General features: G+C 72.7%; 13 protein-coding genes. 5 read left to right on the top strand and 8 right to left on the bottom strand.

Going from position 1 to position 15,490, the window contains the following annotated elements:
• Positions 1-6: 6 nt before the first annotated feature.
• From K4G22_RS06615 to K4G22_RS06605, 3 genes are read right to left on the bottom strand one after another with little or no spacing between them, the layout of a single operon-like run.
• Complete coding sequence (locus tag K4G22_RS06615; RefSeq protein ID WP_425336621.1) at positions 7-885, bottom strand: carbohydrate ABC transporter permease; 879 nt, start codon at positions 883-885, stop codon at positions 7-9.
• Positions 882-1,862 carry a carbohydrate ABC transporter permease gene (locus tag K4G22_RS06610; RefSeq protein WP_228078807.1) on the bottom strand — a complete coding sequence of 327 codons (981 nt, stop codon included), beginning with the start codon at positions 1,860-1,862 and terminating at the stop codon, positions 882-884. The genes K4G22_RS06615 and K4G22_RS06610 overlap by 4 nt, the downstream gene beginning before the upstream one ends.
• A gap of 33 nt (positions 1,863-1,895) precedes the next feature.
• Positions 1,896-3,152, bottom strand: a complete 1,257-nt coding sequence (locus tag K4G22_RS06605; protein ID WP_228078806.1) for an extracellular solute-binding protein — start codon at positions 3,150-3,152, stop codon at positions 1,896-1,898.
• A gap of 366 nt (positions 3,153-3,518) precedes the next feature.
• Here K4G22_RS06605 and K4G22_RS06600 point away from each other — a divergent pair, with 366 nt between their 5' ends.
• The 4 genes from K4G22_RS06600 to K4G22_RS06585 all read left to right on the top strand — a co-directional run bounded on the left by K4G22_RS06600 (position 3,519) and on the right by K4G22_RS06585 (position 8,753).
• Entirely contained in the window at positions 3,519-5,090 is a 1,572-nt protein-coding gene (locus tag K4G22_RS06600) for a beta-N-acetylhexosaminidase (protein ID WP_425336619.1), read from the top strand.
• A 64-nt stretch (positions 5,091-5,154) separates the two neighbouring features.
• Positions 5,155-6,597, top strand: a complete 1,443-nt coding sequence (locus tag K4G22_RS06595; protein ID WP_228078804.1) for a cellulose binding domain-containing protein — start codon at positions 5,155-5,157, stop codon at positions 6,595-6,597.
• 148 nt (positions 6,598-6,745) lie between these two features.
• The gene (locus tag K4G22_RS06590; protein WP_228078802.1) at positions 6,746-7,594 is read left to right on the top strand and encodes a GntR family transcriptional regulator; all 849 of its coding nucleotides are present in this window, start codon (positions 6,746-6,748) and stop codon (positions 7,592-7,594) included.
• 121 nt (positions 7,595-7,715) lie between these two features.
• Entirely contained in the window at positions 7,716-8,753 is a 1,038-nt protein-coding gene (locus tag K4G22_RS06585; protein ID WP_228078800.1) for a zinc-binding dehydrogenase, read from the top strand.
• A gap of 25 nt (positions 8,754-8,778) precedes the next feature.
• On the opposite strand, the gene K4G22_RS06580 is transcribed toward K4G22_RS06585, so the two are convergent.
• From K4G22_RS06580 to K4G22_RS06560, 5 genes are all read right to left on the bottom strand, one after another.
• Complete coding sequence (locus K4G22_RS06580; RefSeq protein WP_228078798.1) at positions 8,779-10,020, bottom strand: SGNH/GDSL hydrolase family protein; 1,242 nt, start codon at positions 10,018-10,020, stop codon at positions 8,779-8,781.
• Between the two features lie 67 nt (positions 10,021-10,087).
• Positions 10,088-10,801 carry an aminoglycoside phosphotransferase family protein gene (locus K4G22_RS06575; RefSeq protein ID WP_228078796.1) on the bottom strand — a complete coding sequence of 238 codons (714 nt, stop codon included), beginning with the start codon at positions 10,799-10,801 and terminating at the stop codon, positions 10,088-10,090.
• A 38-nt stretch (positions 10,802-10,839) separates the two neighbouring features.
• Entirely contained in the window at positions 10,840-11,925 is a 1,086-nt protein-coding gene (locus K4G22_RS06570; protein ID WP_228078794.1) for a HAMP domain-containing sensor histidine kinase, read from the bottom strand.
• Positions 11,922-12,593, bottom strand: coding sequence for a response regulator transcription factor (locus K4G22_RS06565; protein WP_228078792.1), 672 nt, complete (start codon positions 12,591-12,593; stop codon positions 11,922-11,924). The genes K4G22_RS06570 and K4G22_RS06565 overlap by 4 nt, the downstream gene beginning before the upstream one ends.
• Before the next feature lie 28 nt (positions 12,594-12,621).
• Positions 12,622-14,352 carry a serine hydrolase domain-containing protein gene (locus K4G22_RS06560; RefSeq protein WP_228078791.1) on the bottom strand — a complete coding sequence of 577 codons (1,731 nt, stop codon included), beginning with the start codon at positions 14,350-14,352 and terminating at the stop codon, positions 12,622-12,624.
• 223 nt (positions 14,353-14,575) lie between these two features.
• On the opposite strand from K4G22_RS06560, the gene K4G22_RS06555 reads away from it, so the two are divergent.
• Positions 14,576-15,427 carry an aldo/keto reductase gene (locus tag K4G22_RS06555; RefSeq protein ID WP_228078789.1) on the top strand — a complete coding sequence of 284 codons (852 nt, stop codon included), beginning with the start codon at positions 14,576-14,578 and terminating at the stop codon, positions 15,425-15,427.
• The last annotated feature ends 63 nt before the right edge of the window (positions 15,428-15,490 follow it).

Raw genomic sequence — 15,490 nt, 5'->3', positions numbered from 1 at the left:
CGGGACCTACCCCTTGACCGCCCCCGAGGCGAAGCCGGAGGTCACCTGCCGTTGGAGCAGCAGGAAGATCAACAGCGCCGGGATGGCGAAGAGCGTGGACGCCGCCATGGTCGCGCCCCAGTCGGTGCCGAACGTGTTCTGGAAGGACGTCAGCCACACCGGCAGGGTGCGCGCGTCCTGGTTGTTGATGATCAGGAAGTTGGCGTAGGCGAACTCGTTCCACGCGGTGATGAAGCCGAACAGCGATGTCGCCATCAACCCCGGTGCCAGCAACGGGAAGATCACCCGGCGGAACGCGCCGAGCCGGGTGCAGCCGTCCACCTGGGCGGCCTCCTCCAACTCCGGTGGCACGGTGGCCAGGAAGTTGCGCAGCACCACGATGGTGAACGGCAGCGTGATCATGAAGTAGACCAGGGTCAGCGCCGGCAGCCGGTCCAACAGGTCGGTGTCCCGGTACATGATGTAGATGGGGATGATCAATGACTCCCAGGGCGCCATCTGGGCGGCGAACACCATCAACAGGAACTGCCGCCGGCCGCGCCACCGCATCCTGGCCACGGCGAACGCGGCGGCCAGCGCCACCACCAGCGCCAGCAGCACGGCGCCCACCGTCAACAGCAGGCTGTTGCGCCAGAACAGCCAGAACCCGTCCGCCGCCATCGCCGTCCGGAAGTGGTCGAACGTCCAGCTGAACGGGACCAGCTTGGGCTCGTCCGTCTGGATGTCGCCGGCCGGCTTCAGCGCCGTGGAGAACATCCAGTACACCGGGAACGTGCAGAAGACGAAGACCACGACCGCCGCCGCGCTGCGCAGCGGACGCCGTCGCCGCCGGCGCGGCGGCACCGGCGCACCGGCCGGGGCGGGACGCGGGAGTGCGGTGGTCACAGCTCGGCCTCCTGGCGGTAGAGCTGACGGAAGTAGATGACCAGCACGCTGGACATCAGCAGCACGGTGATCATGGAGGCCGCCGTGCCCAGGTCGTAGCGCTGCGCGGACAGCGCGGTCTGCACGGCGTAGACCGGCAGGATGGTGGTGGCGTCTCCCGGGCCGCCCTGGGTGATCACCCAGATCTGCACGAACGCCCGGAAGGTCCAGATCACTTCGAGGCAGATCACCAGCATGAAGAGCGGCCTGAGCATCGGGAAGGTGATGGTGCGGAACGTCTGGAAGGCGCTCGCCCCGTCCAGCCTGGCCGCCTCGTGGAGCTCCCTGGGCACGGTGGTCAACCCGGCGTAGAGGGTGATCGCCGCGAACGGCACGGACTGCCAGACCACCAGAAAGACCACGATGGCGAACGCCGCGGTCCCGTTGGCGAACCAGGCGTAGCGGTCGAAGGAGTCGAAACCCAGACTGGTCAGGGCCCAGTTGACCACTCCGTACTCGGAGTGGAACATCCACTGGAAGACGGTGGTCGCCGCGACCACCGGCATCCCCCAGGCCAGCACGAGACCGCTGAGCACGGCCGTTCTGCCGAACCTGCCGAGCCGCTCGATCAGCAGCGCGACCAGGGTGCCCACGCCGACGATCAGCACCACGTTGACCGCCATGAAGAGGAAGGTGCGCCGCACCACCTCCCAGAACCTGGGGTCGCCCAGCAGCGTGCCGTAGTTGTCCAGGCCGACGAACTTCGCGTCCCCGTTGACGAGTTCGCGCAGCTTGAAGTCCTGGACCGAGATCAGCAGGCCGCGCAGCAGCGGGACCAGCAGCAGCGCGGCCGTGCCCAGCACGGTCGGGGCGATCAGCAGATAGGGCCACCAACCGGAGCCACGCGCGCGGCGGCGCGGTGCCGGCTCGTCGCCGCGCGCCGGGGGAGCGCCTCCGGTTTTGGCGGCGGGACGGGGACGCTGGCCGATGACCGACATCTTCGTTCCCTTCGGTTCCGTCTGCCGAGCCGGTCAGGGGTTCAGCGCCCGGGTGATCACCTCGGACGCCTCCCGGGCCGCGGCCTCCGGATCGCCGCCGGTGAGCACGGCCGTCATGTAGTCCTTGATCGGGTTCTCGGCCTCGACGGCCGCCCAGTCGGGGGTGTTGGGCGTGGCGCGCCCCTCGGCGGCGCCCACCGCCATCGCGGCGGTGCCGGGCTCGTCGGCGACGGCGTCGGCGAGCCCGGTGCGGTTGGGCACATAGCTCATGGCCCGGGAGAGCTCCCGCTGCCAGGTCTCGCCGGTCAGCTCCTGGATGAAGGTGTAGGCGGCGTCCTGGTCGCCGGAAGCGGCCGGGATGATCAGGTTGGAGCCGCCCGTGAAGACGGCGCCCGGGGTGTCGGGCGTCTTGCCGGGGATCGGGAAGAAGCCGATCCTGCCCTCCAGTTCGGGGTTCCGCTCCACGATCAGGTTGGCGCCGCCCGGCACCGCGATGATCTGGGCGACCTCCTCGCCGGCGAACACCTCGACCTGGGGCGGCTGCGCCTCGTCCGAGTCGCGCGGGCCCTGGCCCAGGCTCTGCAACCGCTGGTAGAAGTCCATGCCGGCCAGCGCCTCAGGCGTGTCGAGCGTGCCCTCCCAGCCGTCGGCCGTCTCGACGGCCAGCTCGCCGCCCTCGTCCCAGACGAAGCCGGCCAGGGCGTACCAGTTCTGCCCCGGCAGATAGACACCCTGCTGCCCCTCGGGCTCGTTCAGGGTCTCGGTGGCGGCCAACCAGGCGTCCCTGGTGGTCAGTTCGGCCGGGTCGATGCCGGCGGCCTCGAAGAGGTCGGTGCGGTAGATGACCACCCGGTTGGCCGCGTAGTACGGGATGCCGTACTGCCGCCCGTCCACGGCGCCGGGTTCGGCGAGCCCCGAAATCCAGTCGGCGCCGTTCAACTCCTCGACGCGGTCGGTCAGGTCGGTGACGCCGCCGCTGGCCGCGTACTGGGCGACCTGGGTGTTGCCGACCTCGATGACATCGGGCGCGTCGTTGCTGGCCAGGGCGGCCGTGACACGCTGGCCCACCCCGTTCCACTCCTGGATCTGGACGTTCACCCTGATGTCCGGATGGGCTTCGTGGAAGGCGTCGACGAACTCCTGTTGGAACTCCTGGCTCACGCTGTCGCGCATCAGCCAGACGTCGATGGTCGTCCGCCCGTCCCCGCCGTCCGACGAGTCGTCCGAACAGCTTGTCAGGAGCATGCTGGTGGTAAGCGCGGTGACCAGGGCAACGGTACGGATCTTCACGGTTCACCTCGGGGTCGAGAGGCGGAAGGCGCTGAATCGATTGACCAATTGGCTTGCCTGCGTCGTGAACGTTGAAGTTGGCATAGACCTTTGAGGGCGTCAAGGCCGCCGGTGCCGTTCGTATGTAAACAACCGGGGAAGAAACGAACTCAACCCGTCGCTAGTCGAGTTGGCGCTGAAACTTACCGCCACCCGCCGCCAGGGCCGGGCGGGGAGGTCCAGGGGGAAGGCTGCCGCCGCCCTTGACACCGTTCGGCCGAGGCTGCCACTTTGCTTACCAGCACAGCCCTTCAGTTGACCAATTGGAAAGTCGCAGGACGGGTCCCCGGGCGTCGGCACCGGGCCCGTCCGCCACCGGAGGCATCCGTGCTCATCCCGCTGCCCCGCCATCTCCTCGAACGCTCGGGCCACTTCACCCTCACGGAGCGCACCGCCCTGCGCCTCACCCCGGGCACCGAGCCCGTCGCCCGACTGCTGCGCGAGTCGCTCGCCCCCGCCACCGGACTGCCGCTGCCGGCCCACGCCGACGGCCAACTCGCCCTCGCCCTCGACCCCGCGCTGACCGGCCTCGGCCCCGAGGGCTACGGCCTGACCGTCGGCGCCGAGGCGGTCCTGCTCCGCGCCGCGACGCCCGCCGGGCTGCGCAACGGCGTGCAGACCCTGCGTCAGGCGCTCCCGCCACCCGCCCTCGGCGACACGCCGGCGCCCGGCGTGCCCTGGCGGCTGCCCCTGACGGAGATCACCGACCGCCCCCGCTTCCCCTGGCGCGGCGCGATGCTGGACGTGGCCAGGCACTTCATGCCGATGGCCTTCCTGCACCGCTTCGTCGACCTGCTCGCCCTGCACAAGCTCAACGTCTTCCACCTGCACCTGACGGACGACCAGGGCTGGCGGATGCCGGTGCCCGGCCACCCCGCGCTCACCGAGGTGGGGGCCTGGCGCGCCGAGTCGATGGTCGGCCGCGCCGGCAGCGACCGCTACGACGGCACCCCGCACGGCGGCGCCTACACCCGCGCCGAGTTGACCGGTCTGGTCGCGTACGCCGCCGAGCGCGGCGTCACCGTGGTCCCCGAGATCGAGATGCCGGGGCACACCCGCGCGGCGATCGCCGCCTACCCCCACCTGGGCAACCACCCCGAGCGCCGGCTGCCGGTCTGGCCCGAGTGGGGGGTCTGCGAGTCCGTGCTCGGCGTGCACGACGCCGCGTTGGACTTCTGCCGCGAGGTGCTGACCGAGGTGATGGAGGTGTTCCCCGCCCGTCATGTGCACATCGGCGGCGACGAGTGCCCCACCACCGAGTGGGCCACCTCCGACGCCGCGCTCCGCCGGATGCGCGCCGAGGGCCTGACCGCACCCGCCGCGCTGCGCGGCTGGTTCCTGCGGCGGATCGCCTCCCATCTGATCGAACATGGCCGCACGCCCGTCACCTGGGACGAGGGGGACGGCCAACTGCCGCCCGAGGTGGTGACGATGGCCTGGCGCACCGGCGCGCAGGGCGCGCACGCGGCGCGTTCCATGGCGCGCGGGCACCGGGTGGTGCTCACCCCCTGGGAGCGCACCTACCTGGACTACCCGCGCTCCGCCGACCCGCGCGAACCGCTCGGCCAGGACGGCACCGTCACCATGCGGGACATCCACGCCTGGGACCCGATGCCGGCGGGAGGGCCCGGCACCGCCGCCGGCTCGGTGCTCGGCACCCAGGCCCAGCTGTGGACCGAGTTCGCGCCCACGCCAGCCGATGTCGAGTACCTCGCCTTCCCCCGGCTCGCAGCTCTCGCCGAGGTGGCCTGGAGCCCCGCGCGCGCCGTGCCGGGACGGGGCTCCCGTTCGTTCGCCGCACGGCTGGCCGCGCACGGCGCCCGGCTTGACGCGCTGGGCGTCAACCACCGCGAGCCCCGGCGCCCGCCGCCCAGCCGCGCGACAGCCCGCTTCGCCTGACCGCTCGTGACCTCCCGCCCGTGATCGTCCCGCCCGTCCCCCCGCACCGAAGGAGAAGTGATCCATGCGCCCCTCCCATCCGGGACCGTCGATCCGGCGGCGGATCGCCGCCCTGGCGGCCGGTCTCGCCCTGGCAGCCGGGCTCGGCGCCGCCGGCACCTCCCACGCCGAGCCCCCGGGCTCGGCCACGGCCGCCGACGACACCGCCGTGGCCCTCCACTACCGCACCGGCAACGGCGGGGCCACCGCCGACCAGATCGAACCCTGGCTCAAACTGGTCAACACCGGCGACCAATCAGTTCCGCTCGGTGAGTTGACCATTCGCTACTACTTCAAGGCCGAGTCGCCCGGCACCGACTACCGCTTCGGCTGCTCCTGGGCCGTCGTCTCCTGCTCCCAGGTGCGCGGCTCGTTCGGCCTGTTGGACCAGCCGACCGCCACGGCGGACCGCTATCTGGAGGTCGGCTTCGGCACCGGCGCCGGCACCCTCGCCCCCGGGACGGACACCGGTGACCTGCAACTCCGCCTGCACCGCGCGGACTGGCAACAGGTGGTCCAGTCCGATGACTACTCCTTCGGCGCGGCCCAGACCGCCTACGGCCCCTGGGAGCGGATCACCGTGCGGCGCGGCGGCGCCCTGGTCTGGGGCACGGCCCCCGAGGGAGAGGACCCCGGCGAACCGGGCGAGCCCGGCGACCCCACGGGTGAACTCTTCGACGACTTCGACTACACCGGGCACGCCGACCCGGCGCTGAGCGGCAACGGGTGGATCGTGCGCGGCTACCCGGGCGGCCCTGGCGTCCCCGGCGCCAGCTGGCCGGCGGAGAACATCACCTTCCCGACCAGCGGGGGCTCCACCGTGCTCAACCTGGAGTCCGGCACCGACGGCACCCCGGGCGGCACCGAACAGTCCGAGCTGTACACCTCGGAACTCAAGTTCAAGGAGGGCACCTACGCCGCCAGGGTGCGGTTCTCCGACGCCCCGCGCTTCGGACCCGACGGCGACCACCTGGTGCAGACCTTCTTCTCCATCAACGCCCTCGAAGCCCCCATGGACCCGGACTACGCCGAGTACGACTTCGAGTACCTGCCCAACGGCGGCTGGGGCGAGCCGGACAACATCCTCTACGCCACCTCCTGGGAGACCTACCGCCCCGACCCCTGGGAGGCGGTCAACACCCACACCGCCGAGCGAACCAGTTTCGACGGCTGGCACGACCTGGTGTTCACCATCGACGACCAGAGCATCAGGTACTACCTCGACGGCCGGCTCTTCGCCGTGCACGGCGAGCCCTACCTGCCGGAGCGGCCCATGTCGATCAACTTCAACCAGTGGTTCATCGACCTGCTCGGACAGCCCGACACCACGCCGCGCGCCTACGACCAGCAGGTGGACTACGTCTACTTCGCCGCGGACACCGCGCTGACCCCCGCACAGGTCACCGCGCGGATCGCGGAGTACCGGGGCGAGGGCGTCTCCTTCGAGGACACCGTCCCCGCCGGCTGACCGCCCCGACTCCCTTCCAGGACAGGCGAGAAGCGCCGGCCGGTGCGGCAGCCTCGGGCACCGGCCGGCGCCAACTGGTCATATGCTGGTCAAGAGCGGCGGCCCGGAGCCACCGCCGGGAGCAGCCGTCGAGCACGGGGGAGGGACCATGGCCAGACCGTCACCCGGGGCGGCCCTCAAGCGCGAACGGGTGCGGGAGCACCTGCTGGAGCTGATCGAGGAACGACGCCCAGGCGACGCGATCCCCTCCGAACGCTCCCTCTGCGCCCGGCTTGAGGTGTCCAGGCCGACGCTGCGCGCCGCGGTGGACGAACTGGTCGCGACCGGCCAACTCGTCCGCGAACACGGGCGCGGCATGTTCATCGCCCCGGGCAAGATCACCCAGGAACTGGTCTCCGGCGGCGACTCCTTCGCCGTCCCACCGGCCTCCGGGGCCTGGACCAGTCGCGTCCTGGAGTTCACCGACCAGGCGGCCGGCGCCCGGGTGGGGCGCAAGCTCCGGATGTCGCCCGCCGGACGGATCTTCTACGTCGCCCGGCTGCGGCTGGTGGAGTCCATCCCCATGGCCGTCGAGTACCTGCACCTCCCGGCCGACCTCGCCCCCGAACTCGACCCGCGCGAGCTGGCCGCCGGCGACCTCTACGACCATCTGCGGGAACGCCACGGCGTGCGGGTGCGGGAGGCCATCCAGTCCATCGAGCCGACCGTGGTCAGCGAGGCCGAGGCCGCGCTGCTGGACGTGCCGGCGTTCTCCCCCGCGCTGCTCTTCGAACGCGTCACCACCGACACGGAGGGCCGTACCGTCGAGTACTGCCACTCGCTGTACCGGGGCGACCGCTACCGCATCGTCTCCCGGCTCGCCCTCACCGGCACCGGGGCACCGGGCGCCGGCGCGGGGGCGGCCGGCGGCCACCACCCGGGAATGCCCCCGGCCGACTCCAGCTCGGGCCGCCCCGTCGTCTCCGCCACCACCGGCGACATCCAGCCCGCCGACTGACCGCGGGTTTCCTTTCGCCGCCAGGGGGCTCTCAGAAGGGGGACGCCAGGCGGGGCCGGCGAAGTGCCGGCCAGGCCCGCGACGGCCCGCGAAGAGCGGGGCGGTCCGCGAAGGGAGAGCTATGCGAGCGACGTTTATCCACGAGGCCGGCGATGTGCGGGTCGAGGACGCCCCCGATCCGGAGCTCCGCGAGCCCACGGACGCCATCGTGCGGGTCCTCCTCGCCTGTGTCTGCGGCAGCGATCTGCACCCGTACCACAACAGACCCCCGTCCGACGGGCCAGCGTCGATCGGCCACGAGTTCCTCGGCGTGGTCGAGGACGTCGGCTCGGAGGTCTCCGGCCTCCGCCCCGGCGACCTGGTCGTCTCCCCGTTCGTCTACGCGGACAACACCTGCGACTTCTGCCGCGCGGGCCTACAGGTCTCCTGCCGGCACGGCGGGTACTACAACGCCGAAGGGGTGGGCGGCGGGCAGGCGGAGGCGGTGCGCGTCCCGCAGGCCCAGGGCACCCTCGTCCGTCTGCCGGTCGCCGAGGACTCACCCCTGCTGCCGTCGCTGCTGACGCTGGCCGACGTCTATGGCACGGGGTACCACGCGGCGAAGGGGGGCCAGGTCGGCCCCGGCAGCACGGTCACCGTGATCGGGGACGGGGCGGTCGGGCTGATGGCGGTGCTCGCCGCGCGGCGCCTGGGGGCCGAGCGGATCATCCTCATGGGGCGCCACCGGGACCGCACCGACCTGGGCCGGGAGTTCGGCGCCACCGAAGTGGTGCCCGAGCGCGGCCCCGAGGGCGTCGAGCGGGTCCGCGAGCTGACCGGCGGCGACGGCAGCGAGGCCGTGCTGGAGGCGGTCGGGCTCAGGCCGGCCTATGACATGGCGGTCGGCGCGGTGCGCGCCGGCGGCGTGATCAGCCGGGTCGGCGCCCCGCAGTACGTCGAGGCGCCGATCGGCTGGGACAGCCTCTTCAGCCGCAACGTCCGGCTCGCCGGCGGCGTGGCGCCCGCGCGCGCCTATATCGAGGAGCTGATGCCCGCGATCCTCGACGGGACCGTCGAACCGGGGCGGGTCTTCGACCGGACGGTGGGCCTGGAGGACGTCCCCGACGGCTATCGGGCGATGGACCGCCGCGAGGCGCTCAAGGTCCTCGTCCGCCCCTGACCCCGCCGGTGCCCGGGGAAGCGGCTCAGGGGCGCCCGGCGGCGAACGGGCCGCCACCGGCGAAGACCAGCTCGGCGAACCGCTCCCCGACCCGGCCGTGGGTGGCGGCGTCCGGATGCAGCTCGTCGGGCAGCGGCAACTCCGCGTAGTCGGCCTCGCCGTAGAGGGCCCGGCCGTCGAGGTAGTACAGCTCGGGATCGTCGACCGCCCGCCGGCCCACGATCCGGGCCAGCTCGTCCCTGATGACCGTGAGCGTCAGCTTCCCAGAGGCCAGCTCCGCCGGATCGCCGGCGGCGCGGAACCGCAGGATCCCGCTGCTGAGATCGCTGAAGTCGGGGACGCTCGGCCCCGGGGTGTCCTCGTGCAGCGGGCACAGCAAGGGCGAGACGACCAGCAGCGGCGTGGTCGGATGGCCCTCACGGAGGGTGTCGAGGAAGCCATGCACGGCCGAGGTGAAGGCGCGCAGCCGCATCAGATCGGCGTTGACCAGATTGATGCCGATCTTGACGCTCAGCAGATCCGCCGGGGTGTCGCGCATGGCGCGGGCGGTGAACGGATCGAGCAGCCCGCCGCCGCCCAGGCCCAGATTGACGAGCTCCACGCCCCCGAGGGAAGCGGCCAGCGCCGGCCAGGTGCTGCTGGGGCTGGCGGCGTTCGAACCCTGGCTGATGGAGCTGCCGTGGTGCAGCCACACCCGCCGGCCCGACGGCCCCGCCGGCGTGACGGGGGCGTCGGTGCGCAGCGCCACCAGCCGGGTGATCTCGTTGTGCGGCAGCCAGATCGCGATCTCCTTCGCCGCGTCCGACAGCCCGGCGAACCGGACGGTGCCGACCGGGCCGGGCAGCGTCTCCGCGGTGCCGGCGGCCATGTCCACGGAGAGCACCATGCCGCCCGGCGCGCTCGCCCGGCCGACCGGCAGCCCGTCGACCAGCAGGTCGTAGACACCGTCGGGGCGCGGCGGGGCGCCCTGGTAGACGGTCTTGGTGGGGAGCGTGTCCAGCTCGACGACGGTGGCCCGGCTGCGGAAGACCAGCCGAACGCCCGACGGCTGGGACTCCGCCATGGCCAGCTGACCGTCGTCGCACTGCGCCCGGGCCCGAGCGGGCAGCCGATGCGGCAGCAGGCCGTGCTCGGTGCGCTCGATATCGAGTGCGCCGAACAGCAGGTCATCCCCGATGGGGGTCTCGATCAACGGGGCGGACGGGGACGGCCGCGGGGCGTCGTGGTGGGGGTCGTCCTGCTGCGAGGCGCCGTGCTGGTGGTCCATGGGCCTCAGGGTGCCAACGGGACGCCCCCTCCGCACCCGGTTTGCCGCCGGGCCGGTGGGCGCCCCTTCAGCCGCTGGCCGAGGGCGGCGTGTGCGTGAGCACCAGGCGGACCGCGTCGTCGAGGAGCCCGGTCTCCGCCTCGCTCATCGCGGGGTCGGCCGCCCGCCGCGCCCTGGCCTCCGCCAGGCAGCCGGCCTCGGCGTTCCCCCACCGGACGGACGGGGCGATCCGCCGCAGCAGGGAGGGCAGCACGGCGCGCGCGACGGCCGCCTCCGCCATCGGGCCGACGGCGACCTGGGCCAGGATCAGCGCCGACATGGCCCAGTCCAGCCCCGGGGGCCCCTCCTCGCTGTTGCACCAGTCGATCACCATCGGACCCGCCGGGGTCAACATCACGTTGTCCGGGTGGAGATCGAGGTGGAGGACGCGGACCGCGGGATCGGTGGAGAGCCGGGCGGGGATCGCGTGCAGGGTGTTCAGCAGCGCCCCGAGGGTCGCCCCGGCCTCCTCGGCGCCGACCGTGCCGCGCCCGAGCGCCACCAGCATCGAGGGGCCGCGCAGCCGCCGCAGCACCAGATCTCCTGCGGTCGCCACACCGGCCTCGGCCGCCTCTGGCGCCCGCACCCGGGGCACCGGATACCCGCGCTCCGCGAGATAGGCCATCACCTCGGCCTCCACCGTGGCGTCATCGCCGTTCCGGTAGCGGCGCAGGACCCAGTCCCGGTCGATGGCGAACACGTCCGCGCTTCGGCCGGAGCCGATCAACTGGCCTGTCCCCATGGGTGGACCGTACCGCGCGAGCGGCGCCCGCCGGCCGGTCAGCGGCGCAGCGAGAGACGGAAGACGCAGCCGGCACCGCCGGGCCCGGGGGAGGCGACCGTGAGACGCCCCCCATGGGCCTCCGCAATCTGATAGGCGATCGGCAGACCGAGCCCCGCACCCCGCATATCGTCGTGGCCGCGCCAGAAGCGTTCGAAGATGTGCTCCTGCTGCTCGCGGGGAATCCCGGGGCCGTGGTCGGTGACGACTATGGCCGCCTCGGCCCCCGCGAGCTCCACCCGCACCTCCACTTCCGGGGGGACGCCGTCCGAGGCGTATCTGATGGCGTTCTCCACGAGGTTGGACAGCGCGCGCCGCACGGTGAGCTCGTCGACCGAGCAGATCGCCTCGGCGGCCCCGGCGACCCGCAGCTCCAGCCCTTCCGCCGCCGCCAGCACGGCGGCGTCCTCGACGACGCCACGGGCCAGCGCCGTCAGATCGGCGGGGGCGCGGTCGAGCGTGCGGGCCCGGCCACGTGCCTCGATCAGCAGCTCGTCGATGGTCGCCTGTAGCCGATCGGCCGCCCGCCGCGAGCGCCGCAACCCCTCCCGCCACACCTCCACGCTCGGATCCGGATGGGCCAGCAGCACATCGGCGTTGGTGGTCAGCACGGAGAGCGGGGTGCGCAGCTCGTGACTGGTCTCCTCGATCAACCGCCGTTGGAGATCGGCAGCGCGCTCAAGGCGCCCCAACATGGCGTCGAAGCTGGCCGCCAGCGAGACGATCTCCGTGGGGCCGTGGCCCAGCCCGATGCGGCGGCTGAGATCGGACTCCTCGATCTCCTCGGCGACCGTCCGTATCCGCTCGATGGGCCGCACCGCGCGCCCCGCCCACCACCACGACACGGCGGCGGCCAGCGGGCCGAGAGCCACCACCGTCCAGGAGACCCAGGACGAGCGGTTGGTGGCCGTGGTTCGCGTCGCCATCCCGCCCTCGACCGTGATCGTGGTGTCGGTCTCCGTCACCAGCACCACTCCGAAGAGGATGAGCACCGGGAGATAGCCGGCGAGAAAGCCGAGCAGGGCCAGCCGGATGCGCAGCGAACCCCAGAGCGGCGAGGCCCCTCGCCTCCGTGGCCCGCTCATGACGAGGGCCGCAGCTGATAGCCGGCGCCGGTGATCGTGAAGATCAGCGGCGGCTCGCCGAGCTTTCGCCGCAGCCGGCTGAGGATGACCCGGACGGTGGCCGTGAACGGATCGGCGTTGGCGTCCCAGACATGCTCCAACAGATCCTCAGCGGAGAGGACTTCCCCCGGGTGGTGCATGAAGTACCGCAGCAGGGAGAACTCCCGGGCCGTGAGCCTGAGCCGCGTGCCGGAGCGGGACGCCGTGTGCGTGGCGAGATCCAGCGTCACATCGCCCACGTTCAACAGGGCCCCCCGATCGTCGCCGCGCCGCGCCAGGGCGCGGAGCCGCGCCATGAGCTCGGCGAAGTGGAACGGCTTCACCAGATAGTCGTCGGCCCCGGCGTCCAGACCGGCGACCCGATCGCCGACCGCGTCCCGCGCCGTCAGGATCAGCGAGCGCCGAGGGCGCCGCAGCTCCCCGTCGGTGGTCAGCCTCCGCACCAGATCGAGGCCGTCGCCGTCGGGCAACCCCAGGTCGACGCAGGCCACGTCGTAGGTGGTGGTGCGGAGCAACTCGTCGGCCCCGGCGTAGGTGCCGACGACATCGACGGCATAGGACTCGTTGCGCAGGCCGAGCGCGACGACCTCCGCGAGGTCGGCGTCGTCCTCCAGCAGCAGGATGCGCATGGCAGCAGTCTCCCAGCGGCTCGGGCGGTCAGTCGGCCGTCTCGGCGGTTGTCACACCGGCGGGGCCGGAGAGCGTCATCGTGCCCTCGTCGAAGGCCACGGACGGCTCGGATCTGTCGCCCGTGGGATCGTCCGGCCGGAACTCGCCACCGCCGACGGGGACCAGCGGCAGGGCCGGGGCCGCCACCGGACCCTCGACCCCCGCGATACCGCCCGCCTCGTCGAGGGCGTACCACAGGGTGACCGAATCGTCCCCGACGGAGAGCGTGACATAGGTGCGCGGCTCGCCTCCGTCGACCAGCGTGCCATCGACCGCGATCGCGTCGATCGGCCCGAACTCGGACTCCAGGGCCTCCCGCTCCTCCCGGCCCTCCTGGGACTCACCGGCCCACAGCGCCCGCACCCGATCCTCGTGCGCGCGCAGCTCGTCGGCGGTGAAGCCGCCCGTGGGCGGGAAGAGGGCGGAGACGGCATCGGGGCCGTGCGCGGAGACGGAGAGCCCGGAGCCCTCGGCGACCACGTCGAGGACGCCGCCGGAGGCCAGCGCGTACGCCCCCTCGACCGCGGCCAACTCGGCGGGCGGCACATCCGCCGCCTGCCCCTCCGGCAGGGGCGGCGGCTCGTCGGCGAGCAGCGCAGGGCCCACCGCCCGCGCCAGCTCCTCCGCCGTGATCTCCGCGCTGTTGGAGGTGATCGCGAGGGAACGGCGGCTCTCCGGCAGCCACACGGCGACCGCGTGGTGCCCCGTGGCGCTGCCGCCGCCGGCCACCGCCAGCACCGGCGCCCCGAAGGCGGCCTCGTCCAACGCCACCCAGCCGGGCGTCTCCGCCGTGCCGTCCTCGCCGACCCACCCCGGCGTCGCGATCACCTCGGCCCACTCCGGCGGGACCACCTGGCCGGTGAAGAGCGCGTGCGTCCAGGAGGCCAACTCCGTGGCCGTCATGGCCAGATCGCCATTGCCGGCGAGCGCCCAGTGCGGCCCGGCGAACGCGCCGACCTGCTCGGACGGCCCGTCGGCGAGCCTGCCCCTGGCCCGTGGCTCGGGCGCGGCCGGCTCGCCGTCCCAGAAGCCGCCGGCCGAGCCGCCCTCGGGCAGGGGCAGGATCCGCGAGGCCAGAAACTCCCGATGGCCCTCGTCCGTCAGCTCCTCGATGATCAGCGCGAGCAGGGTGTAACCGCCGTTGGAGTAGAGGAAGTCGGTGCCGGGCTCGAAGGCCCGCTCCAGCCGGCTGATCGCCGCCACGGCCTCCTCGCGGTCCAGCGGCACATGATCCTCCCCGTGGGTGCCCGTGAGCCCGCTGGTGTGGAGCAGGAGCTGCTCGACCGTGGCGTCGGCGGCCGGACCGCCGAGCCCGGGGACGAGGGAGCCGGCGCGCTCGTCCAGCGACAGCGCGCCCTCGCCGGCGAGCTGGAGCACCGCGGCGGCCGTGAACGACTTGCTCACCGAGCCGATGGCGAAGACCGTGTCCGGCGTGTTCGGCGTCGGCGGATCGTCGAGGGCCTGACCGTAGGAGGCGACGCAGTCGGGCTCCCCGCCCGTGGCGAGCGCCACCGAGCCGCTGAAGCCGGCATCGGCCCAGGCGCCCAGCGCCTCGTCCAACTCCTGGGCACAGCTGCGGCTGTTGTCGTGGCCGACGGCCGAGCCGTCGGCCGGGCCGGCGGAATGGGCGCCGTCGTCGGTGTCGCTGTCGCTGTCGCTGGCTGAGGAGCAGCCCGTCAGTGCGGCGACCGCCAGCAGGGCGATCAGGATTCTTCTCATGCCCCGAAGCTAGAAAGCCCCTTGCAAACCTGATGTGAACGAGCCCGCCGTCCTCGGATTTCTTCCCCGCCGTCCCCGGACTCCTTCCCGCCGTCCCCGGACTCCGTCCCCGCCTTCCCGCCTTCCCGCCTTCCCCGCCTTCCCGCCTTCCCCGCCTTCCCATCCGTGGAGGTCAACCGCCCTTGCTAACGTGACCGATCGAGGTTCGATGGAGGCTGAACGGATGACAGGTCCGAGCACGTTCCGTATCGGTGGGGATCTGGAGGTGGGCAGGCTGGGCTTTGGCGCCATGCGGCTGCCGACCGAGGAGGGACCGCCCCGGGAGGGATCCCTGGCGTTGCTGCGCAGAGCCGTGGAGTTGGGCGTGACGCTGATCGACACCGCCTTCCTGTACGGCGGCGGGGCCAACGAGGAGCTGATCGTCGAGGCGCTCCACCCCTTCCCCGAAGGGGTCCTGGTCACCACCAAGATCGGAGTCGCCCGCTCGGCCGAGTCGGGCGAGTGGGCGCTCGACGGGCGTCCCGAGGTGCTCCGCGAGCAGGTCGACCTGGCGCTGGCCCGGCTGCGCGCCGAGCGGCTCGATCTGCTCCAACTGCACCGGATCGACCCGGAGGTGCCGCTGGCCGACCAGATCGGCACGCTGCGGGACCTGAGGGCCGAGGGCAAGATCGGCCGGATCGGGCTGTCCGAGGTCAGCGTCGACGAGCTCGCGCGGGCCCAAGAGATCATCGATGTGGCGAGTGTGCAGAACCGCTACAACCTGCTGGACGCCGAACACGAGCCGGTGCTCGCCGCCTGCGAGGCGGCCGGGATCGCGTTCCTGCCGTGGCGTCCCGTGCACACCGTGGCGTCGGAGACGACGGACGACGTGTCGGCCGTCGCCGCCGAACTCGGCGCGACGCCCGCCCAGGTGGCACTCGCCTGGCTGTTGGACCGCTCCCCGGTGATGATCCCCATCCCCGGAACCGCCAGCGTCCGGCATCTGGAGGAGAACGTCGCGGCGGCCGGTCTGCGGCTGACTCCGGAGCAGCGCGCCCGCCTGGACCGGCATCGGCCCGCCCCGCCCCAGGCGTAGCGGCCGTCGCGGCGGTCGGCCGGGAATTCGGTCGCCGGCCGATCCGTTGACGGGTCGGCGCGG

This window comes from Streptomyces profundus (assembly GCF_020740535.1).
In the GTDB taxonomy this organism is placed as follows: domain Bacteria; phylum Actinomycetota; class Actinomycetes; order Streptomycetales; family Streptomycetaceae; genus Streptomyces; species Streptomyces profundus.
This window is presented reverse-complemented; position numbering and strand designations above follow the sequence as displayed.